The sequence below is a fragment of the Olleya marilimosa CAM030 genome (assembly GCF_000518485.1).
Taxonomy (GTDB): Bacteria; Bacteroidota; Bacteroidia; order Flavobacteriales; family Flavobacteriaceae; genus Olleya; species Olleya marilimosa.
In genome coordinates this window covers 273730-295207 of the sequence record NZ_KI912443.1, presented here as the reverse complement: position 1 = coordinate 295207, position 21478 = coordinate 273730, and the positions used below count along the sequence as shown (strand labels likewise).

Annotated in this window: 23 protein-coding genes; 3 read left to right on the top strand and 20 right to left on the bottom strand. The window is 31.9% G+C overall.

The window, feature by feature from the left end:
- The first annotated feature begins 143 nt into the window (after positions 1 to 143).
- Positions 144 to 1304, top strand: a complete 1161-nt coding sequence (locus M890_RS0115235) for a T9SS type A sorting domain-containing protein (protein ID WP_028284345.1) — start codon at positions 144 to 146, stop codon at positions 1302 to 1304.
- Positions 1305 to 1380: 76 nt separating this feature from the next.
- Here the strand turns inward: M890_RS0115235 and rlmN are convergent, their stop codons facing one another.
- From rlmN to rsgA, 8 genes are all read right to left on the bottom strand, one after another.
- Positions 1381 to 2421 (bottom strand): dual-specificity RNA methyltransferase RlmN, encoded by a 1041-nt coding sequence (gene rlmN, locus M890_RS0115230; protein ID WP_028284344.1) that lies wholly within the window; start codon positions 2419 to 2421, stop codon positions 1381 to 1383.
- A 244-nt stretch (positions 2422 to 2665) separates the two neighbouring features.
- Positions 2666 to 3715, bottom strand: a complete 1050-nt coding sequence (gene queA, locus M890_RS0115225) for a tRNA preQ1(34) S-adenosylmethionine ribosyltransferase-isomerase QueA (protein ID WP_028284343.1) — start codon at positions 3713 to 3715, stop codon at positions 2666 to 2668.
- Between the two features lie 86 nt (positions 3716 to 3801).
- The gene (locus M890_RS0115220) at positions 3802 to 5034 is read right to left on the bottom strand and encodes a 3-phosphoshikimate 1-carboxyvinyltransferase (RefSeq protein WP_028284342.1); all 1233 of its coding nucleotides are present in this window, start codon (positions 5032 to 5034) and stop codon (positions 3802 to 3804) included.
- A gap of 36 nt (positions 5035 to 5070) precedes the next feature.
- Entirely contained in the window at positions 5071 to 5397 is a 327-nt protein-coding gene (locus M890_RS0115215) for a nucleotide pyrophosphohydrolase (protein WP_028284341.1), read from the bottom strand.
- Between the two features lie 126 nt (positions 5398 to 5523).
- Entirely contained in the window at positions 5524 to 7425 is a 1902-nt protein-coding gene (locus M890_RS0115210; protein ID WP_028284340.1) for a DUF3858 domain-containing protein, read from the bottom strand.
- Between the two features lie 84 nt (positions 7426 to 7509).
- The gene (locus tag M890_RS0115205; protein WP_028284339.1) at positions 7510 to 7704 is read right to left on the bottom strand and encodes a hypothetical protein; all 195 of its coding nucleotides are present in this window, start codon (positions 7702 to 7704) and stop codon (positions 7510 to 7512) included.
- A gap of 1 nt (position 7705) precedes the next feature.
- Positions 7706 to 8158: a D-aminoacyl-tRNA deacylase gene (gene dtd / locus M890_RS0115200; protein ID WP_028284338.1), complete on the bottom strand. Its 453-nt coding sequence runs from the start codon at positions 8156 to 8158 to the stop codon at positions 7706 to 7708.
- The gene (gene rsgA / locus M890_RS0115195; protein WP_028284337.1) at positions 8159 to 9109 is read right to left on the bottom strand and encodes a ribosome small subunit-dependent GTPase A; all 951 of its coding nucleotides are present in this window, start codon (positions 9107 to 9109) and stop codon (positions 8159 to 8161) included. It lies immediately after the preceding gene.
- A gap of 113 nt (positions 9110 to 9222) precedes the next feature.
- Between rsgA and M890_RS0115190 the strand changes: the two genes are divergently transcribed.
- Positions 9223 to 9702, top strand: a complete 480-nt coding sequence (locus M890_RS0115190; protein WP_028284336.1) for a hypothetical protein — start codon at positions 9223 to 9225, stop codon at positions 9700 to 9702.
- A 55-nt stretch (positions 9703 to 9757) separates the two neighbouring features.
- Here M890_RS0115190 and M890_RS0115185 read toward each other — a convergent pair whose 3' ends face one another.
- The 4 genes from M890_RS0115185 to M890_RS0115170 are packed head-to-tail and all read right to left on the bottom strand — an operon-like array spanning position 9758 to position 13701.
- Positions 9758 to 10840, bottom strand: coding sequence for a bifunctional 3-deoxy-7-phosphoheptulonate synthase/chorismate mutase type II (locus M890_RS0115185; RefSeq protein ID WP_028284335.1), 1083 nt, complete (start codon positions 10838 to 10840; stop codon positions 9758 to 9760).
- 43 nt (positions 10841 to 10883) lie between these two features.
- The gene (locus M890_RS0115180; protein WP_028284334.1) at positions 10884 to 11735 is read right to left on the bottom strand and encodes a prephenate dehydrogenase; all 852 of its coding nucleotides are present in this window, start codon (positions 11733 to 11735) and stop codon (positions 10884 to 10886) included.
- Complete coding sequence (locus M890_RS0115175) at positions 11735 to 12877, bottom strand: pyridoxal phosphate-dependent aminotransferase (RefSeq protein WP_028284333.1); 1143 nt, start codon at positions 12875 to 12877, stop codon at positions 11735 to 11737. Before M890_RS0115175 ends, M890_RS0115180 begins: the two co-directional genes overlap by 1 nt.
- On the bottom strand, positions 12874 to 13701 hold the full coding sequence (locus M890_RS0115170; RefSeq protein ID WP_028284332.1) for a prephenate dehydratase: 828 nt from the start codon (positions 13699 to 13701) through the stop codon (positions 12874 to 12876). The genes M890_RS0115175 and M890_RS0115170 overlap by 4 nt, the downstream gene beginning before the upstream one ends.
- 311 nt (positions 13702 to 14012) lie before the next feature.
- Here M890_RS0115170 and gldA point away from each other — a divergent pair, with 311 nt between their 5' ends.
- On the top strand, positions 14013 to 14906 hold the full coding sequence (gene gldA / locus M890_RS0115160; RefSeq protein WP_028284330.1) for a gliding motility-associated ABC transporter ATP-binding subunit GldA: 894 nt from the start codon (positions 14013 to 14015) through the stop codon (positions 14904 to 14906).
- Positions 14907 to 14910: 4 nt separating this feature from the next.
- Here the strand turns inward: gldA and M890_RS0115155 are convergent, their stop codons facing one another.
- The 8 genes from M890_RS0115155 to metF form a co-directional block, all read right to left on the bottom strand.
- Positions 14911 to 15654 (bottom strand): head GIN domain-containing protein, encoded by a 744-nt coding sequence (locus tag M890_RS0115155; RefSeq protein WP_028284329.1) that lies wholly within the window; start codon positions 15652 to 15654, stop codon positions 14911 to 14913.
- 1 nt (position 15655) lies between these two features.
- Positions 15656 to 16747 carry an acyloxyacyl hydrolase gene (locus tag M890_RS0115150; protein WP_028284328.1) on the bottom strand — a complete coding sequence of 364 codons (1092 nt, stop codon included), beginning with the start codon at positions 16745 to 16747 and terminating at the stop codon, positions 15656 to 15658.
- Between the two features lie 55 nt (positions 16748 to 16802).
- Positions 16803 to 18050, bottom strand: a complete 1248-nt coding sequence (locus M890_RS0115145; protein WP_028284327.1) for a sulfate adenylyltransferase subunit CysN — start codon at positions 18048 to 18050, stop codon at positions 16803 to 16805.
- A gap of 127 nt (positions 18051 to 18177) precedes the next feature.
- Entirely contained in the window at positions 18178 to 19080 is a 903-nt protein-coding gene (cysD, locus tag M890_RS0115135) for a sulfate adenylyltransferase subunit CysD (protein ID WP_028284326.1), read from the bottom strand.
- A gap of 14 nt (positions 19081 to 19094) precedes the next feature.
- Entirely contained in the window at positions 19095 to 19712 is a 618-nt protein-coding gene (locus M890_RS0115130; protein ID WP_036597746.1) for a phosphoadenosine phosphosulfate reductase domain-containing protein, read from the bottom strand.
- Positions 19709 to 19963 (bottom strand): DUF2061 domain-containing protein, encoded by a 255-nt coding sequence (locus M890_RS0115125; RefSeq protein WP_028284324.1) that lies wholly within the window; start codon positions 19961 to 19963, stop codon positions 19709 to 19711. Before M890_RS0115125 ends, M890_RS0115130 begins: the two co-directional genes overlap by 4 nt.
- Before the next feature lie 85 nt (positions 19964 to 20048).
- Positions 20049 to 20456, bottom strand: coding sequence for an RrF2 family transcriptional regulator (locus M890_RS0115120; RefSeq protein ID WP_028284323.1), 408 nt, complete (start codon positions 20454 to 20456; stop codon positions 20049 to 20051).
- A gap of 26 nt (positions 20457 to 20482) precedes the next feature.
- A complete protein-coding gene (metF, locus tag M890_RS0115115) occupies positions 20483 to 21439 on the bottom strand; it encodes a methylenetetrahydrofolate reductase [NAD(P)H] (protein ID WP_028284322.1) in 957 nt (318 codons plus the stop codon).
- Positions 21440 to 21478 lie beyond the last annotated feature (39 nt).

Here is a 21478-nt window from a genome sequence, read left to right as displayed (position 1 = left end):
ATAAAGATGTAACTTTTAGTAATACCAAAAATACGAATAAACTAATAGACCATAATATTATTAATTCGCAATTTTTATACTAAAAAAAGCTAATGCTTTAATTTTTAGTATATTTAAACATATTAATCCTTAAACACACACACATGAAAAAAATTACATTTTTATTTTTATTTCTCACTGCTTCATTTGCATTTGGTCAAGTTTTAATTGATGAAAATTTTGATGCAGGATTAAGCACACCTGCAGGTTGGTCTAATATTGAACTTGCTAATGGTGGTGTTTGGTCATTTGACAACACTGGAGAAGCTCCTGGTTTTGGAGCAGGAAACGTTGTTTTGTATGATCAAGGTTTTTCTGGAAGTTATCCGATTTTTGATAGTGATGCTTTGGGTGATGATGGTGAAGCTGAAGATACTTATTTAGAAAGTCCAACTTTCGATGCTTCTGCATTAACTGATGTGCAATTAACATTTAATCATGTTATTCGTGCAGAAATTGGTGGTAATGGTTTTGTTGAAGTATTTGATGGAACAGCTTGGGTACAAGTTGCACTATTTAACAGCACAAACAATACTAGTGGAGCAAACGACCTTGATTTTGGTTTTAAATCTTATAATGTATCTGCACAATTGGCAGGTGTAAGTAATGCAAAAGTAAGGTTTAGATGGGTTGGAGATTGGTCTTATTTTTGGGCTTTTGACAATGTAAAGGTCTTTTCTTGTACAGAAACTACTGCTCCTACTGCTGCAACTGCAACTACTCCTGCTAATGGTGCCACAAATGTAGCTATAGATGTTACAGGTACAACACCCTTAATTACTCCGTTTAACTGGACTCCTGGACCATCTGCAACCGTTTTTAATTTATCTTTGGGTACAGATCCAGCAGGAACAAATATTGGCACTATAAATGGTGCTACTAATGGAAACGGTATTACTTATAACTGGGCTTATGACACGACATACTATTGGTCTATTGAGTCTTTTAATTGCTTTGGGTCTACTGCTAGTGCTGTTTGGTCATTTACAACTGAAACAGATCCTGCATTATCGACTGATGAGTTTACATTAGACAATAGTTTTAGTATTTATCCTAATCCTGCTAAAGATGTTATAACTATTAAAACAGACTTAGCTATTGAATCTGTTGAAATATATAACCAACTAGGACAACTAGTGATTAACAGAAAAGGTGCAGATATTACTGAAAACTTAATTAATGTAGCCTCTTTAAATAATGGTATTTACTTAATGACAATTAATACTCAAGACAAAAAGCAAACGCTTAAGTTTGTTAAGGAATAACATTGTTATAATTATAAAAAAAAGCGACTTTCAATTGATTTGAAAGTCGCTTTTTTATATTTAAAATATTTTGAAATTAGTCTTTATTAGCTAATTGTCCACATGCTGCATCAATATCCTTACCTCTACTACGTCTTATAGTTACGGTTATGTTATTTTCTTCTAAAACACTTTGATACATATCAATTGCCTGAGATTTTGCTTGTTGGAATTGACCATCGTCAATTGGGTTATATTCAATTATATTAACCTTACTTGGTGCAAATTTGCAAAATTGAACCAATGCATCAACGTCTTTACGTTTGTCATTTATACCTTCCCAAACCACATACTCATAGGTGATACGGTTTTTTGTTTTTTCGTACCAGTAGACTAATGCTTCTCTTAAATCTGCTAACGGAAAGGTTGCATTAAAAGGCATTATGGATGTTCTAACCTCGTCAATTGCAGAGTGCAGTGAGACTGCTAATTTAAACTTTACATCATCATCCGCCATTTTTTTAATCATTTTTGGCACTCCTGATGTAGACACCACAATACGCTTTGGCGACATGCCTAATCCTTCTGGTGATGTTATTTTATCTATTGCTTTAAGTACGTTATTGTAGTTCATTAATGGTTCTCCCATTCCCATAAATACAATATTACTTAATGGTCTGTCAAAGTACAGTCTACTTTCTCTGTCTATTGCGACTACTTGATCGTAAATCTCGTCTGGATTTAGATTACGCATGCGTTTTAATCGTGCTGTTGCACAAAACTTACAATCCAAACTACATCCAACTTGACTTGATACGCAGGCTGTAGTCCTTGTTTTTGTAGGTATTAAAACGGACTCGACTACTAAATTGTCATGTAAGCGTACTGCGTTTTTTACTGTACCATCACTACTACGCTGCATTACGTCTACTTTGATATGGTTTATTACAAAGTGGTCTTCTAGCATTTGACGCGTCTCTTTGGATAGGTTGGTCATATCCTCAAAGGTATGTGCACCTTTGCTCCATAACCACTCGTAAACTTGATTACCTCTAAAGGCTTTGTCTCCTTCTTTTTGAAAGAAGTCTCTAAGTTGGTCCTTGCTTAATGCGCGTATGTCTTTTTTCTTGATTTCCATTGGAATGCAAAAATAGTGAATCGTTTATTGATTTACGAATTAGGATTGACGATTTACTGTAGATTATTTTAAAACTGGTCTTTGGCATGTGCATTAGCGATGGAGACATTTGTTGAAGCTCTTGCATTTGCCTTAAAGCAAATGCAAAGCGACTGTCGAGAGCGCGACCCTTGGGTAATGCCATAAAAAAACCTCCTTTACTAATTAAAGTGAAAAGAGGTTTTAGTAATTTATATTGATAGGATTAGATGATTAACATCGCGTCTCCATAACTGTAAAACTTGTATTTTTCTTTTACTGCTTCTTCGTATGCTTTTTTCATGAAGTCGTGTCCTGCAAATGCTGACACCATCATTAATAGTGTAGATTTTGGCGTGTGGAAGTTAGTAATCATTGCGTTTGCGATGCTAAAGTCGTATGGTGGAAAGATAAATTTGTTGGTCCATCCTTCTATTTCGTTTAGTGTTCCGCTTGAAGATACTGAGCTTTCTATTGCACGCATTGCTGTTGTACCAACTGCGCAAATACGACGTTTATCTTTTTTAGCATTGTTGATTACCTCAACAGCTTTAGCTTCAATTTTAAGCTCTTCGCTATCCATTTTGTGTTTAGATAAATCTTCTACTTCTACTGGATTAAAAGTTCCTAAACCTACGTGTAAAGTTACTTCTGCAAAGTCTACACCTTTGATTTCTAAACGCTTTAATAAGTGCTTAGAAAAGTGAAGTCCTGCTGTTGGAGCTGCTACTGCACCTTCTTCTTTTGCGTAAATGGTTTGGTAACGGTCTTCGTCTTCTGGCTCTACTTCTCTTTTAATATATTTAGGTAAAGGTGTTTCTCCTAATTCTTGTAGTTTGATTCTAAACTCTTGGTATGATCCATCATATAAAAAACGTAATGTACGTCCTCTAGATGTTGTGTTGTCAATAACTTCTGCTACTAACGTCTCGTCGTCTCCAAAGTATAATTTGTTACCAATACGTATTTTACGTGCTGGATCTACTAATACGTCCCAAAGACGTTGTTCTTGGTTAAGCTCGCGTAATAAAAACACTTCGATTCTTGCTCCAGTTTTTTCTTTGTTACCAAATAAACGTGCAGGAAATACTTTGGTGTTGTTAAGAATCATCACATCTTTCTCGTCAAAATACTCGATTAAGTCTTTAAACATTTTGTGTTCGATAGTTTGCTCTTTTCGGTTTAAAACCATCAAACGAGACTCGTCTCTGTTTTCTGCAGGATATTCTGCTAATAGCTCTTCAGGTAGTTCAAAATTGAAGTGTGATAATTTCATTTATTAATATAGATGTTAAGTTAACAAGATTGCAAATATACAATCTGGAGATAGGCGTTGTCAAGTAAATGACCATTTATTATTTATTAAACACTAAAAATGAAGCCTAAAGCAGCCAAATCGTCCCAAAACGTTGGATAAGATTTAGAGACTACTTTTGAGTCTTCTATAATTATTGGCACTTTTAAGGCTAATGGTGCAAATGCCATAGCCATCCTGTGGTCATTATAGGTTGCTATAGTAACATTTTGATGCCAATTAATTGCTTTTTTTAATGTTAGGCTATTATCTGTAATAGCTACTTGTCCTCCTAATTTTTCAATTTCGGTTTTTAAGGCTACTAAACGGTCTGTTTCTTTAATTTTAAGGGTATGTAATCCTGTTAAGTGACACTCTAATCCCAATCCAAATGCGGTTACCGAAATAGTTTGCGCAATATCTGGCGCATTTTTTAAATCGAAATTAATTTTAGTATCTGGTGATGTTGCTTCGGTTTTTTGAAGGACAACTGTATTGTTTTTAAAGGTTGTGGTCACACCAAATGCGTTATAAATTGTCGCTAAAGCGGAATCTCCTTGCAGGCTGTTTTGCTTATATGATGATAACGAAATTGTTGTACCTATTGCAGACATTGCTACTATACTATAAAAATAGGATGCTGATGACCAATCACTTTCTACTGTTAATTGTTGCGTTTTATCAGCTAGTTGCTGTTGTGGGTAAATGGTAATTACATTATCCTGAAATTTGGTTTTTGTCCCAATCTCTTCCAATAAGCTTAAAGTCATGTTAATGTATGGTACAGACGTAATTTCGCCTTCAAGCGTCAATTCTAGTCCGTTTTCTAATTTTGAAGCTACTAATAATAGTGCTGAAATATACTGACTACTTACATTAGCCTGAAGTGTCACTTTGTTATTGGTTAACTTTTTACCAGTAATTAGTAATGGTGGAAACCCTTGGTTTTCTTTATAAGTAATCTCTGCTCCTAATTGATTTAAGGCATCAACTAAAATAGCAATGGGACGCTCTTTCATGCGTTTAGATCCTGTAAGCTCTATGGTTCTGCCTTCTTGTGTTGAAAAATACGCTGTTAAAAATCGCATTGCTGTTCCAGCATGATGTATGTCTATAACCGTATCTTTTGAGGCTAAGGCTTTAGCCATTAAAACCGAATCGTCACTGTTTGATATATTATTTATTTTAATTTCAGGATATAAAGCTTGCAACAATAACAGTCTATTTGATTCGCTTTTTGATCCTGTAATTTGGATAGCGTTAGTTGGTTGTATTGTTGATTGGTGTAAGTGTAAATTCATAATTAAAGGATTTCTGTTATAACAGAAATTAGTACTTTATTTTAATTTTTGATTGTTGTGATGTCTGTCGTGATCACGCTTAGTTTTTAGGTCTAGTTTTTTATCAAAAGCTTCCTGAAGATCTATTCCTGTTTGATTTGCCAAACATAATACCACAAACATAACGTCTGCAAGCTCTTCTCCTAAATCTTTATTTTTATCAGACTCTTTTTCGCTTTGCTCTCCATAACGTCTAGCTATAATACGTGCAACTTCACCAACCTCTTCAGTTAATTGTGCCATATTAGTAAGCTCGTTAAAATAACGAACACCATGATTTTTAATCCAATTATCTACCTCTAACTGTGCGTTTTTAATGTCCATTTTTTTAACTTTTTTAAGTACTTTTTTTTCAATTTATAAATTTACTACTATTTGAATTGTGTCACTAGTTTGTTTTGCTAAATATGTAAAACTAATTACGCTTTTAAAATTACTAGTTTTTAAAGCTTAGATTATTTGCAATACAATTTTTGAAGCATCGTGCTTAGCAACTTCGGCTCTAAACAATCTATAGGCTTTATAGTCTTCTTTATTGAAATCTCCTTTATTTATTGTTAACGTCCTGTTGTAAACTAAAGTGTTTTCATTTGTTTTTGTAATTGAAAATTGATACTCTCCAAACTTGTTTTTTATAGTAACATCCTCTTGTAGCGCTTCTACTTTTAAATTGTTAGGTAATACTATTGTGTACTGGTCAATATCTACAAAACCTCTGTCTATTTTAAATGGTAATTTACGGTTTGCATATTTTGGAGGTATGTTTTTTGACTTATTAAATAGGTTGGGCTCAAACAACAATCTATTACCTGCTTTTTTAGCATAGTTTTTGGCATTTAAAGCTATTTGCTCTTCAAACTCAATACTATCTTTGTCATTATTAAATAATAAATTAGTTATTTGAATATTATTAATCCCATCAAAATACGCTTTATAATCTAAAATATTTTCTTTTTCGGTTTGAGCTTCTAACCTTCTATATTTAGAATATTGTGTACCCTTAGATTTTATATTTATTTTGGCGTTAATATTTCCGCTAATATCTAAATTAACTGTGGCTTTAGTTATTTGAGAATTTTCATTTGTAGCATAGGCTTTAGTATGCACTATTTGACCTCCTGTAGGTGTAACTATTAGTACATCTCTGTCGTCCGTAAAATTAGCATTATAACCAAACGGAACGGTTTGGCTTGTACATTCTAACGTAATGTAGCTGTCATTATCTGGAATTGATAAAATGGCGTGATTACCTTGTAAGGATGAAAAGGTAGCATCTATATCTCTAATATCTGAGTCACCATAAACGATGGTGTAATAAGATTGTACACCAACAACGTCCAATAGTGCCTTAGTATAATTTGACAAACCTTTACAATCTCCGTAACCTAACCTATCAACATCACTTGCTAGCATAGGCTTCCAGCCTCCAATACCAATTTGCACACTAATGTAGCGTGTTTTATTTTGCATATAATTATACACAATTTTAGCTTTATCTAGAGGTGTTTTTGCATCTGCTGTAAGGTTTAAAATTTCTAATTTTACTGTTTCTGGTAAATCTTGCGTTCCTGCAATTAACTTGTCATTAATCCATTTTCCAAACTCATTCCAATCTGTATTTTCACCTGCTACACTTTCCATGCTAAATTGTTTAAGCGCAAATTTTACAGATGGTACTATTTGTGTAAAGGACGGACTATAGGCTTCGTTACTTAAAGCAGATATATTTTTAGCTTCGTAATAAAATTCAGAAGGTTTTTCGATTTTAAAATCTTCTAAATTTGTTTCCTTAAAGCTTAATTGTATCTCTGAATTATTGATTATTTTTACTGAAGAATGTTCTGTACTTACATGATAGCCTTCTATAGGATACCACTGCGGTAAAAATGCAGTATTTGTAGATATTGTTTCTAAATTAAAAACAATCGTATATGGATAAGCACTAGGTGTATAATCTATACGCTTGGCTCTATTATCATTAAATATAGAAACACCATCTGCTACACTTAAATCTAAAAAATCTCTTTTTTTATACTTTTTAACTTCTTTTCCAAAAGCATCATATATTACTGCCTCTAGTGTTTTTATGGATTTAGAATCATCATAATATACATAAGCACCTTCGTGTTTTTGACCATATTTATTTAGTACAGTAACCACACGTTGCTGTTTAGTTATTAACTTATCTCTAGCATCAATAGTTATTTCGGTATGACTAGATCTAATAATTGCGTTGGCATTTTTTTTTAAATCCGAATCAATTAAAAGTGCTTGATACGTATCTTGAGCAAAGGTGTTTACGGAGAAAAAAAGTATAAAAAAAATACTTTTAAATAGTGAAGTTATAGACATTTAAAATAATTAAACACCAATATATAAAATTTGTAGAAAACGTAAAAAAATGACCTGAATAAAATACTTATTACAACTACTTTTTTACTTTGTATTACGTCTTTTAAAAATTAGTGGTCTAACTAAAGTTTCAAATAAACCCATTGCCACACCAAAAAAGATGGACATATTTATGATTTGATTATTTGTATAATCAGATTTTACAAAATAATTAATTAGATAACTTAAAATACCATAAAACAATGCTGCTACAAAAAATGTGATCACCTTTTTTTTCACTTTATTCTTTATTTTTAGAATCCATAATTATTGTCACTGGACCATCATTTAACAACTCCACTTTCATATCTGCGCCAAACTGACCTGTTTGAACAGTCTTACTTAAAACAGATTGTATTTGTTTTACAAAAGCTTCATATAATGGGATTGCAATTTCAGGTTTTGCTGCTTTTATATAACTTGGTCTATTTCCTTTTTTGGTACTTGCATGTAGTGTAAATTGGCTTACCACCAACGCCTCACCATTTATGTCTATTAATGACCTATTCATTACTTGATTGTCATCATTAAATATGCGACAATTACTAATTTTGTTGACTAACCAATCAATATCCTCTTGCGTATCCTGCTCTACAATACCTAGTAAAATTAGTAGTCCACAGTTAATATTAGCTACTAAATCACCTTCAATAGTTACGCTTGCTTTACTAACTCTTTGAATGACTGCTTTCATTTATTCCTGATTCCAAATATCGGTTCTATAATGTTCCTCGTCTCCTTCTACAATTTGCACATAACTTTTGTATCGTGATGCTGCAATTTCATCTTTCTCTAAAGCTTCTTTAACAGCACATTTAGGTTCTTCGATATGTAAACAGTTGTTAAATTTACAATTTTGTTTTAAAGCAAAAAACTCAGGAAAATAATCTCCAATTTCTTCCTTTTCCATATCAACCACGCCAAAACCTTTAATTCCAGGTGTGTCAATAATTTTAGCATCAAAACTTAAATCAAACATCTCAGCAAACGTTGTGGTATGTTGACCTTGCATATGCTGCATAGATATGGCTTTAGTTTTTAAGTCCAAAGTAGGCTCTATAGCATTAACTAATGTTGATTTTCCAACACCAGAATGTCCTGTAAACATGCTAACCTTACCTTCCATTAAGCTTTTAACTTGGTCTAGATTTTTTCCGGTCGTAGCCGAAATACCTATACATTCATATCCAATTTGTCTGTAAACATGAGCCAAATATCTTACCTCATCTAAAGTGTCTTGATCGTATGTATCAATTTTATTAAATAATAAAACCGCTTTAATATCATAAGCCTCTGCTGTTACTAAAAACCGATCTATAAAACTTGTAAATGTTGGTGGATTATCTATGGTCACCAACAAAAAAACTTGATCAATGTTTGATGCAATGATATGTGTTTGTTTAGATAGATTTACTGATTTACGGACAATATAGTTTTGTCTGTCATGAATGGTGTTAATCACACCTGTTTCTTGGTCAGATTTTGTATCCAATTCAAAGTCCACAAAATCTCCAACAGCAATTGGATTTGTGCTTTTTATATCTTTAAGTCTAAACTTCCCTTTTATTCTACACTCGTAAGTCTGACCTAATTCGGTCTTTACTGTGTACCAACTACCTGTAGATTTGTATACGCGTCCTGTCATTACTACAAATATGAAAATTATTATCTTCTATTCCAACAAAAATCAGTACCAAATGGCATCCTTTGTTGGTTTAAAATTTTTATTAACTTCGTGTCTTAACATAAACTTATATCATGAAAAAAAACTATTTATTTATCGCATTAGCCATTGTTGGCTTTATTTCTTTCTCATTTATTACTAAATCTGACAAAAGTGGTCAGGTAGAGTATAAGGTTGTGACTGTTGTAGAATCTATTGTACCTAATGGTTTAGGGCGTTCTAGAATGATATCTGCAAATGAAACTAAAGATTACAAAGAATATACAACTGTGCGCTCTGACGATAAAGATTCTGATGAAAAAAACAAATCTAAAAGAAGTGAAATCAGAGTTAAAAATTATGACGAAACTAAGTTATTAAACTTTTATAATTTAGGTGGAATTAGATTTCAAAATATAGCTGCTAACGATGCTGTTATGACTTCAAAAGTTAACGACATGGTTGCTCAAGGATGGGAATTAGCCTTTATTAATACTGGTGTTGAAAGTGAAGGAGGAAAAGGTGATGGTAAAGGTATTTTTATTACAAGATACACGTTTAAACGAACACTTTAAAACACAAAAAAGCCTCTTAAATTTAAGAGGCTTTTTTTTATATTCAAAACTAAAATTATCCTTTTATAATTTTTTCTTGATGATTAATTGATTCTTGGTGAATTGCCTTAAACATTTTTAAGATAAACTCTTCACTCAATCCTTTAGACTCACCTTCTAAAACCATTTTTCCTAAAATCTCGTTCCAACGTTTGCTTTGTAAAACTGCAACGTTTTTCTGTTTTTTAAGACCTCCAATTCCATCAGCAATTTTCATACGTTTACCTAAAGCTTCGATAATTTGATTATCCACAACATCTATTTGCGCTCTTAGGTTAGTTAACTCTTGATTGTATTCTGCTTCTGGATCAGATTCTTTTCTAATCTTTAAATCTACCATCATCTGGATTAAAGCAGAAGGTGTTACTTGTTGTGCTGCATCACTCCATGCATTATCAGGATCTGTATGAGTTTCAATCATTAACCCATCAAAATTTAAATCTAATGCTGTTTGAGAGACATCAAAAACCATATCACGTTTTCCAGTAATATGCGACGGATCGTTTATTAATGGTAAATCAGGAAATCTGTTTTGAAACTCAATAGCAATTTGCCATTCTGGAATGTTTCTATACATGGTCTTTTCATAAGTAGAAAACCCTCTATGGATTGCTCCTAAGTTTTTAATACCTGCAGTATATAATCTTTCAATACCACCTAACCATAGCGCTAAATCTGGATTTACTGGATTTTTAACTAATACAATTTTATCTGTTCCTGCTAGTGCGTCTGCCAATTCTTGCATGATAAATGGACTAACTGTAGATCGTGCTCCAATCCAAAGCAAATCAACATCATTCTCGATAGCTAATTTTACGTGTGCTGCATTTGCAACTTCAGTACAGGTTTTCATACCTGTTTCTTCTTTAACTTTTTTAAGCCAATTTAAACCTAAAGCACCAACACCTTCAAACATTCCTGGTCTAGTACGTGGTTTCCATATACCTGCTCTAAAATAGCTAACATCAGTATCTTTTAGCTCGTGTGCTATTTTTAATACTTGCTCTTCAGTCTCTGCACTACAAGGTCCAGCGATGACTAATGGATGATCTAACTTCATGTCATCCAACCAGTTTCTCATTTCTTTTTTATTTTCCATAATCTTCTTATCTAATCCTATAAATTTTATAGAATATTACTATTTATTGTATTCCGTTTAATATTTGTTTGATGTAATTGGTATCTTTCATTTCGTTAAAGACACCTTCAAAATCATCGTTTTCTATAAGCTTTTTAAACTGTGTTAAATTAGCAATGTAATCCTCTAATGTTTCGACTACATTAGTTTTATTCTGTTTAAAAATTGGTGTCCACATGGCTGGACTACTTTTTGCTAATCTTACTGTACTTTCAAATCCTGAACCAGCCATATCAAAAATATCACGCTCATTCTTTTCTTTTTCAATAACCGTTTTACCTAACATAAATGCACTAATATGTGATAAATGCGACACATAAGCAATATGTTTATCATGAGATTCTGGATTCATGTAACGCATACGCATTCCTATTTCTGTAAACAAACCGACTGCTTTTTCTTGTAGCTTGAAGGCTGTTTTTTCTACTTCGCAAATAATATTTGTCTTTTGATTAAACAAATCTCTGATTGCTGCTTTTGGTCCAGAAAACTCGGTTCCTGCAATAGGATGCATTGCTAAAAAATTACGTCGTCTTTTATGGTTTTCTACCACTTTGCAGATATCAGACTTAGTCGAACCAACATCAGCAACTAACGTAAAATCTGATATTTTATCAAGGACATCAGGCAAAACACTAACAGAAGCATCCACAGGAATAGCTAGTACTACTAAATCTGCCTTATCTAAATCTTCAAAAGTGGCTTTATGATCAATAACACCAAGCTCTAAAGCTTGATTTATATGGTCTTCGGATTTATCAATACCATAAACTGTAACTTCAGGACGTTTATTTTTTATGTCCAAAGCCAAGCTACCGCCAATTAATCCAACACCAATTATGTATATATTTTGTATCATACTCTTGCTATTGCTTCTTCTATTTGTTCTTCCGTTGCACATAACGAAAATCTTACATACCCTTCGCCTTGTGTTCCAAACACTGTTCCTGGTGTTATAAATAGGCTTTTATCGTGTAACAATGTATCTATAAATGTTTCTGATTTATAACCTTCTGGTGCTTTTGCCCAAACAAATAAACCTGAAGCTTCTTTATCATAGGTACAGTTTAATTTATCCGCTAACTGCCAAACTAATTTACGACGTGTTGTATACACTTTGTTTAAACTATCAAACCAATCTTGCTGACTATTTAATGCTGCTATTGCACCTTTTTGAATTCCGTAAAACATACCAGAATCCATATTGCTTTTTACTTTTAAAATTGCGTTTATATGGTCTGGACTTCCTAAAACCATTCCAACTCTCCAACCAGCCATATTAAAAGTTTTACTTAGAGAATTTAGCTCCAAACAAACATCCTTTGCACCTTCAACATTTAAAATACTTAACGGATTATTATTTAAAATAAAACTATAAGGATTATCATTTACTAGTAAAATATCATGCTTTTTAGCAAAATCGATTAACTTTTTTAAATCCGTTTTAAACGCTTTAGCACCTGTTGGCATATGCGGATAACTGATCCACATTAATTTAACTTTACTTAAATCTAAGGTTTCAATCTCCTCTAAATTAGGCAACCAATTATTGCTTTGATCTAAATTATAAGTGATAGGATTAGCTTGCACTAATTTAGTCACAGCTGCATACGTTGGATATCCTGGATTAGGAATTAATACGCTATCACCTTCATTTAAAAAAGCCATAGATATATGCATAATTCCCTCTTTGCTTCCCATTAATGGTAACACTTCTGCATCTGGGTTAATTGATACGTTATAATGTGCTTTATAAAATTCTGAAATAGCTTGCCTAAACTCTGGTAATCCTTGATAACTTTGATACTTATGTGCATTAGCATCTAACAAACCTGCTGTTAACGCTGCAACAACTTGGCTTGATGGTTGTAAATCTGGACTTCCAATTCCTAAATTAATGATAGGTTTTCCTGCTGCTTTTAAAGCATTGACCTCCTTTAATTTTTTAGAAAAGTAGTATTCCTCTACACTATGTAATCTATTAGCTACTTTCATTATATTTTCGCATTTTTATATTGACCAATAACCTTAAAATGTGTGGCCATAATATCCATTATAGATTTGGCTTTTTTAAAATCTTGATAATCCTGAAATGTAACATCTACAAAAAAGGCATATTTCCAAGGGGTTTCAATTATTGGTAAAGACTGAATTTTTGTTAAGTTTAATTTGCAATCACTCATAACATTTAAAATGGTTGCTAAACTTCCTCTTTTATGATCTAATTCAAATTTGATAGATGCTTTATTTATTTCCGCTTCAGCGATTTCAGAATTATCCTGTTTTACAATTACAAAACGGGTTTCGTTATGTTTTATAGTCTGGATACTTGTTGCTAAAATATCTAACTCAAATATTTCTGCAGCTAAAGTACTAGCAATAGCTCCTGTGTTGTTTAATTGTTTTTTATGTATACGCTCAGCAACCTCAGCAGTATCCTTATCTTCTATAAGTTTAATATGAGGATATTGCTTAAAAAAGGCTTTACATTGTAATAACGCCATAGGATGAGAATACACCTCTGTAATATCCTCAATCTTTTGATTTGGCAAAGCCATCAAGTTGTGTTGAATATCTAAATAATACTCTCCTACTACATGCAAATTATTAGTATCTATTAGTGCATAATTAGGAATAATAGATCCTGCAATTGAGTTTTCAATAGCCATTATAGCTGCATCTGTCTCCTTTTTAAGAACACTATCTACCGTTTGATCAAAAGACATAAAAGGGACAATACTAATATTGGTCTTAAAATAATTTTGAGACACAATGTGATGAAACGATCCTTTTATACCTTGTATGGCTACTGTTTTTATCAAATTATTTGTTTTTTACTGAGTTATTTAAACAAAAAAAGTCTCGATATATATCGAGACTTTTTTTAAAAATATATGTTGCTAAATTACATATACAGCGTCTCGTTCCTTTTGTTAAAAAAGAAATAATACCAGCTAAAATATGTATTGTTTATTGTGCTCATGTTTGTAATAATATTGCTAAAGTAAATAATAAAATGATATAACAAAACACTAAGCACCTATTTTTGTGCTTTTTAGTAAATATTTAAAGATTTATTAATAATCTATGGTATAAATTACAGAATGTCTATTTTTGAGTAAAGATTATATCCATGTCAATTAAAGTAGAAAACATCACTAAAGTTTATGGCTCGCAGAAGGCTTTAAATAATATTTCATTTGAAATTAATCGTCCTGAAATTGTTGGTTTTTTGGGTCCTAATGGCGCAGGAAAATCTACAATGATGAAAATCTTAACTACTTACATCAATCCTACATCAGGCGATGCGGAAGTTAATGGACATCATATTTTAACTGACACAAAAAATGTACAAAAAAGTGTAGGTTATTTACCTGAACACAATCCTTTGTATTTAGAACAGTATGTAAGAGAATATTTAAGTTTTAATGCTAATGTCTATAAAGTAGACAAATCACGTATTGAAGAGGTCATAAAATTAACGGGATTAACACCAGAAGCACACAAAACTATTGGACAACTAAGTAAAGGTTACAGACAGCGTGTTGGACTTGCAAATGCGTTACTACATAATCCAGAGGTTTTAATTTTAGATGAACCTACAACCGGTTTAGACCCAAACCAATTAATTGATATTAGAAACCTAATTAAAAATTTAGGAAAAGATAAAACTGTATTTTTATCTACACATATTATGCAAGAAGTTGAAGCTATGTGTGATCGTGTAATTATTATTAATAAAGGTGAAATTGTTGCCAATAAAAAACTAAAAGACTTACGCGATGGACAAGCACAAATTGTTGTTGTCGAGTTTGACTACAGAGTAGAAGATGCTTTTTTACTTAGATTACCAAATGCTAAAAAAGTAAAAAATACACATGATTTTATTTACGAAATTACTTTTGAAACCTCTGAAGATATGCGTAGTCATGTCTTTGACTTTGCACATGATAATCAGTTAAAGATTTTACAACTAAATCAAAAAAATGCAAGCTTAGAAAGTTTATTTAGAGAATTAACCAGCTAGTAAATTATTCAAAAATTACGCGTCCATCAAATTGTTCTGATATTGTAACCGTTGGTGGTGTATTTACAGCAATAACATCTCCAGTACTAACTAGACTAGCTGTTAAGCTAAGTTGTGGATTTACAATTATATCATTTGTACCTCGATGATATACGATTACGTTTTGCGCTATAAGATAACGACCTTCAAAACGACCATTACCTGATGCATGATTAACTCTTAAATTTTCAGTTGTACCAGAGATGATATTTGTAGTAATATTATTAATTACAACAAACAAGTTTGTGCAATTAACTTCCATATTAAACAATCCAACATTATAATAATCTCCAGAATCATCTTCTGAAGTCAGTTTAAGATCAGGAAAATTTAAAACACCAATACTATGTACGTCTAGATTACTACTGTTTCTAACTTCTGTTACGTTAGGCGTTGTAACATATATTTTAGTAATCCCATAATCCCTTGTTAAATTACAACTATTGTTATCCTTTAATGTCAATCGACCATTTTCAACATAAACCTCAACATCGTTTGCTAAATTCTCGCCAGTTTCTAACACCACTTTTTGAGTTAATCCTTGCTGGATAAATAATTCGATATTTTTATATACCGTAATTTTAGTAAACTCATCCACTACAATCTCTTGCTGGACGATATCTCCAGAATTTTGAAAACAATCTGGTGCGTTTTCAGAATCACAACCAAATAGAAATATTACTGATAGTATGTATATTAATTGTTTCATATTATAAACGTATTCCTATTCCTAATTCTACTGCTTCAGCTTTTGCACCATGCGACTTTAAGGTTAAGGCTCCATATAGTTTATCACTAAAATAGCGTTTTAAACCTACCCTATTATACACACGACCTTCAAAATCAAATGGATAATAAACATAGTAACCTAACTGCGTTACTAATGATGTTTTACTAATAAACAACTCATGACCAACAAATACTCCAATACGCTTGTAGTCTTCGTCTCCAGACACATTATCTAAGGGAAATGCAACTGATTTGTATCTAATATGCGTTTTTAAAAAGTTTGAGAAAAACACATCTGTACCTAATTGTATGGCACTTTTTTTATTTAAACGCTTATCAGCATAAGCCGAAACGATATAAAAGGCATATTGTCCAGAATCAATAATATCACTTTCATTGACACCTGTTCTAAACGCTAAGTTATATTTTACTTTTTCTGTAAAGTCTTGGTCAATATGTTTAATATATTCTGGTGAGTTATCTGCATCCAATACATAATTTACACCTAAATTAAACGTGATACTATTTATTGAACTATTTGGCGCTTTAACATTAGCATTAGAATAATGGATTAAAGACAAACCTGTTTGCAGTCCAAAACCACTAAAAATGTTTTCTTTTTTATAGTTTAGCATCAGGTATGTACTACTTAATAAACGTGTCCCAAATGCGTTATTACGATAATTATCAACTTTATCGTATGGGTTAGAATTGTGGGCTAAACCTTGACCAATTCTGAATATTAAATTACGTTTTAAAAAATAAAAATTGTAGTGTGCATAAACACCAAAATTATTTCCTAAAGTTTCGTTTTTTAAATCTTGATAGATAATTGACGCACCATAATCTGGATAGTTATATCTACTTTCCCATGCATTTTGACCAAAGGTTTTTTTATTATAACTTAATATAAAACCTGTAGGATGTCCTTTTATTAAATGTGAAATATCACTATTATGCTCTGCAATGTTTCCGTAGAAAAAATTAGCATCAACAGAATATTGATTATTGTTTTCTTGTGCTGTTACAACTAAAACACAAAACAAAAGCAAGCAATTAAAATAATACCTCATTAAACACTAATAATTAGGTCGCAAAAGTATGTAAATTATTAATAACGTATTGTTGCTATTGAATAAAACCTGCTGCTACCGTATTATTAGATAACGTGTCTATTAAAATAAAAGACCCATTAGTCCTATGTGATTTAAACGCATCATAAAAAACAGGTTTGTTTAGCTTAAACGATACTGTTGCGATATCATTAATTTTAAGGCTATCTACAGTCTGATCAATCCCAGAATAATCAGGATTAATTTTATGATGAATCTTATCCACTTTAGCTAACACTCTATTTACACCATGTTGTAAAACATACTTACCTCCAACATTTAAATGCTTAGTATCCATCCAAGATACTGTTGCTGTAAACTGCTTATCTACAGTCGGCAAATCGTTTGCTTTAACAATCATGTCACCACGACTAATATTGACATCGTCGGTTAAGGTTATGGTTACTGAAGAGCGTCTAGATGCGGTTTTGACCTCTTGATCATAAAACTGAATACCTTTAATCTTAGATTTTGTTTGTGAAGGTAACACGACTACCTCATCACCAACACTTAATTCGCCACCATATACTTTTCCTGCATATCCACGATAATCATGAAATTCTTCCGTTTTTGGACGTATAACATATTGCACAGGAAATCTTGGTGTCCCACTATTATAAAGCGCTTGACTATCTATAGTTTCTAGATAATCAATTAAAGTTTTTCCTTTGTACCAAGGTGTGTTTACAGATTTAGCTACTACGTTATCACCTTTTAATGCACTAACAGGAATAAAAGTTATATTTTGCTCTTGATAATCACGTTTACTCATCAAGATTTCAAAATCTGATTTTATTTGGTTATATCTTTCTTCAGAAAAATCAACCAAATCCATCTTATTTATAGCTACAATTACAGTTTTTACCCTAAGCAAATTATTAATAAAAAAGTGTCTATTAGTTTGCTCTATAACTCCTTTTCTAGCGTCTATTAAAATTATAGCCGCTTGAGATGTTGATGCTCCTGTAACCATGTTTCTGGTATACTCTACATGTCCAGGTGTATCTGCTATTATGTAACTTTTATTTTGAGTTGAAAAGTATATATGCGCAACATCTATAGTAATTCCTTGTTCTCTCTCTGCTACCAAACCATCTGTTGCTAGTGAAAAATCTAAATAATCATAACCCAGTTGTTCACTTTTTTGTTGGATAGCCTCAATTTTATCTGACGTTAAGGATTTTGTGTCATACAATAAACGTCCAATTAAAGTACTTTTTCCGTCATCTACACTTCCTGCTGTTGCTAATTTTAATACTTCCATATTTTTGACTGATGGTTATTGATAAGCTACAAATAGCACATAATCAACACCTAAATTTTTTAAATTTTATTTTAATTACTGTTATTGATAAGCATCAATAGTTAGGGTTAAGCATTTTAATTAAACTTTAAAAGTAACCTTGTTGCTTACGTTTTTCCATAGCTACTTCGCTACGTTTATCATCAATTCTGGCTCCACGTTCTGATATTGTAGAATTTCTAATTTCTTCAACTACCGAATCTATTGTTTTTGCTTCAGATAATACTGCAGCTGTACAACTCATGTCACCAACTGTCCTAAATCTGACTACTCGATCTTCTACAATTTCATCTTCTTCTCTAAACACAACATCATCATCTGCTGACCAAATAAGACCATCACGTAAAAAAGTTGCTCGTGTATGCGAAAAATAAATTGATGGAATTTCTATATTTTCTTTTTGAATATAAGACCAAACGTCTAATTCTGTCCAATTTGATATAGGAAAAACACGAACATTTTGACCATGTTCAATCATTCCGTTTAGCATATCAAATAATTCTGGACGTTGATTTTTCTCGTCCCATTGTCCAAAATCATCTCGCACTGAAAAGATGCGTTCTTTTGCTCTTGCTTTTTCTTCGTCACGTCTAGCTCCACCAATACAAGCATCAAATTTAAACTCTTCTATAGCATCCAATAGTGTTACAGTTTGTAAGGTATTGCGACTAGCATATTTACCAGATTCTTCTTTTGCTTTTCCTTGATTAATAGAATCTTGCACATTTCTTACTATTAATTCTAAACCTAACTCTTTAACTAAACGGTCTCTAAAAGCTATAGTTTCTGGAAAGTTATGACCTGTATCTATATGTAATAATGGAAATGGAATACTAGCAGGATAGAAAGCTTTTTGTGCTAATCTTACTAACGTGATTGAGTCTTTTCCTCCGGAAAACAATAGCACAGGTTTTTCAAATTGTGCAGCGACTTCTCTAAAAATATATATGGCTTCGTTTTCTAACGGATTTATTTGCGAGGTATTTTTCATTGTTTATTTATCATTTATGCGTGTAAACCGCATTCTCTATTACCTAAAACTTTTGTTGGATCAAAGTATTTAAACTCGTTTGGTAACTGATGTTTTTCTAGGTAAGCATCTAGCGCTTCATCTGAAAAATTATAAAAAGGACTTACTTTAATTACGCCATTCTTATCAATCGACACCACATCTATACTATCTCTAAACGTAGTTTGTCCTTTTCTTAAATTAGTAAACCACAAATCAGGTTTATGCTCTAAAAAAGCTCTAGTAAAAGGCTCTAACTTAACTTGCTCAGTAAATTTTTTATGATTAGGATCATTTACGTCAGGAATACCCATGACTACGTTACGATGTGCAACAGTTTGTTTGGGTACGTATAGTTTTACATTTAATTCTAAGGTTTTGATAACAGCTTCTGCATGTTTATAAGTGTTAGGCGTATTATATCCTGTGTCACACCAAATTACCTTAATATCTTTTTTTTGAGCTGATACTAGGTGTAATATTGCAGCTTCATAAGGTCTAAAATTAGTAGTCACCAAAGGGTTTTTAGCGATATTAATTGCCCAACGTACAATGTCTTGAGGAGATTTATCTTTTAATTCTTGGTTTACACGATTTATATCTATTTGTATCATTTTCCTAGTTTAATTTTATTCCAAGCACGTTCATGAAAAAAATATAATAACATTTTAGAAAAAAACTCTATAAACCCAATACTCAATGCCATTTTGATAGTACCTGTAATAAAATAAGTTATTACTAATGTATCTAATGTTCCTATTATCCTCCAACTAATTGTTTTAAGGATACTTCTGTTAATGTTTTCTTCGGATGACTTAGCTTCCTTCTTTTTGTTTTCTATTTTAAAAAACGCATCTAAAATCATATAATAAATCAATTACTCTTTAATTCCTATCGGAATAGTAGATTAAATGCAAATGTATAGATTGAAGCTTGTTTGCACAAATAAATTAAATAAAATCTGCTAAGGTCTTGTTGTTAAAAATTTTAAGAGAGCTGTCTCTTACCTCTTCCATTAAGTTATGGACAGCACAAATAGTTTCATCTGGACAATCGCTACAAGCCTCATAAAAATTTAAACTTACGCAAGGCACCATTGCAATAGGTCCTTCTAAAATACGCATGACATCTGCCATACTAACATGATTAGGCTCTTTTAAAAGATAATATCCTCCTGCTTTTCCTTTTTTAGAACCTAATATTCCGTTTTTTTTAAGAATAAGTAGAATGGTTTCCAAAAATTTTTGAGAAATATTTTCAGCCGAAGATATTGTACTAATTTGCACAGGACAGCGTTGATCCTTTTTTGCTAAATGTACTAAAGCCTTAATTCCGTATTTTGTTTTCTTAGAAAGCATAATACAAAAGTAAGCGTTTTTTGTTATTAAAAAACAGCTTCTGCAATTGCTTTGATATTATCACTTTTTCCCATCGAGTAGTAATGCAACATTGGTATGCCTGCTTTTTTAAGCTCTAAAGATTGCTGGATACACCACTCAATACCAACCTGTCTGACCTCAACATTAGTTTTACATTTAATAATACTTTTAATTAAAGCTTCTGGTAAATCCACATGAAAACGATGCGGAATAACATTTAACTGTTTTAATGTGGATATTGGTTTTAAACCAGGAATAATTGGTACTGTAATCCCCTCACTTCTGCATTTATCTACAAACTGAAAATACTTTTGATTATCAAAAAACATTTGTGTCACCACATATTCTGCACCATTTTTAATCTTCTTTTTTAAAAAATGAATATCACTATCCAAACTTGGTGCTTCCATATGTTTTTCTGGGTACGCTCCAACACCAACACAAAAATCCGTAGCACTACAATTAAGGAGTTGATCATCCAAATAATTAGCTTTATTTAAAGCTGTTATTTGTTTTACCAAATCACTAGCATACGCATGACCTTCTTTTTCTGGCGTAAAATAAGTTTCAGTTTTAACAGCATCACCACGCAATGCCATAACATTATCAATATTTAAAAAGTCTAAATCAATCAAAAAATTCTCTGTATCCTCTTTAGTAAAACCACCACATAATATATGCGGTATGGCATCCACATTATATCTATTTTGGATAGCAGCACAAATACCAACGGTTCCTGGACGCTTTTTAACCACCTGTTTTTTAAGCAAACCATCACCTAAATCTTTATACACATATTCCTCACGATGGTACGTAACATCAATAAAAGGTGGATTAAATGCCATTAATGGATCAATATTATCAAAAATAGATTGGATATGTTGTCCTTTTAAAGGCGGTAAAATCTCGAACGAAAATTGTGTTTTCCCCTTTCCTTTAGTTATATGCTCTGTTACTTTCATGTATTACCTAAAATTATATCTCAGTTATTTTTATGGCGT

What these genes read in the sequence shown, in the direction of transcription:
- M890_RS0115235 (WP_028284345.1), top strand. Translation starts at nt 144, where the DNA reads ATGAAAAAAATTACATTTTTATTTTTATTTCTCACTGCTTCATTTGCA.
- rlmN (WP_028284344.1), bottom strand. Translation starts at nt 2,421, where the DNA reads ATGGAAATCAAGAAAAAAGACATACGCGCATTAAGCAAGGACCAACTT.
- queA (WP_028284343.1), bottom strand. Translation starts at nt 3,715, where the DNA reads ATGAAATTATCACACTTCAATTTTGAACTACCTGAAGAGCTATTAGCA.
- M890_RS0115220 (WP_028284342.1), bottom strand. Translation starts at nt 5,034, where the DNA reads ATGAATTTACACTTACACCAATCAACAATACAACCAACTAACGCTATC.
- M890_RS0115215 (WP_028284341.1), bottom strand. Translation starts at nt 5,397, where the DNA reads ATGGACATTAAAAACGCACAGTTAGAGGTAGATAATTGGATTAAAAAT.
- M890_RS0115210 (WP_028284340.1), bottom strand. Translation starts at nt 7,425, where the DNA reads ATGTCTATAACTTCACTATTTAAAAGTATTTTTTTTATACTTTTTTTC.
- dtd (WP_028284338.1), bottom strand. Translation starts at nt 8,158, where the DNA reads ATGAAAGCAGTCATTCAAAGAGTTAGTAAAGCAAGCGTAACTATTGAA.
- rsgA (WP_028284337.1), bottom strand. Translation starts at nt 9,109, where the DNA reads ATGACAGGACGCGTATACAAATCTACAGGTAGTTGGTACACAGTAAAG.
- M890_RS0115190 (WP_028284336.1), top strand. Translation starts at nt 9,223, where the DNA reads ATGAAAAAAAACTATTTATTTATCGCATTAGCCATTGTTGGCTTTATT.
- M890_RS0115185 (WP_028284335.1), bottom strand. Translation starts at nt 10,840, where the DNA reads ATGGAAAATAAAAAAGAAATGAGAAACTGGTTGGATGACATGAAGTTA.
- gldA (WP_028284330.1), top strand. Translation starts at nt 14,013, where the DNA reads ATGTCAATTAAAGTAGAAAACATCACTAAAGTTTATGGCTCGCAGAAG.
- M890_RS0115155 (WP_028284329.1), bottom strand. Translation starts at nt 15,654, where the DNA reads ATGAAACAATTAATATACATACTATCAGTAATATTTCTATTTGGTTGT.
- M890_RS0115150 (WP_028284328.1), bottom strand. Translation starts at nt 16,747, where the DNA reads ATGAGGTATTATTTTAATTGCTTGCTTTTGTTTTGTGTTTTAGTTGTA.
- M890_RS0115145 (WP_028284327.1), bottom strand. Translation starts at nt 18,050, where the DNA reads ATGGAAGTATTAAAATTAGCAACAGCAGGAAGTGTAGATGACGGAAAA.
- cysD (WP_028284326.1), bottom strand. Translation starts at nt 19,080, where the DNA reads ATGAAAAATACCTCGCAAATAAATCCGTTAGAAAACGAAGCCATATAT.
- M890_RS0115130 (WP_036597746.1), bottom strand. Translation starts at nt 19,712, where the DNA reads ATGATACAAATAGATATAAATCGTGTAAACCAAGAATTAAAAGATAAA.
- M890_RS0115125 (WP_028284324.1), bottom strand. Translation starts at nt 19,963, where the DNA reads ATGATTTTAGATGCGTTTTTTAAAATAGAAAACAAAAAGAAGGAAGCT.
- M890_RS0115120 (WP_028284323.1), bottom strand. Translation starts at nt 20,456, where the DNA reads ATGCTTTCTAAGAAAACAAAATACGGAATTAAGGCTTTAGTACATTTA.
- metF (WP_028284322.1), bottom strand. Translation starts at nt 21,439, where the DNA reads ATGAAAGTAACAGAGCATATAACTAAAGGAAAGGGGAAAACACAATTT.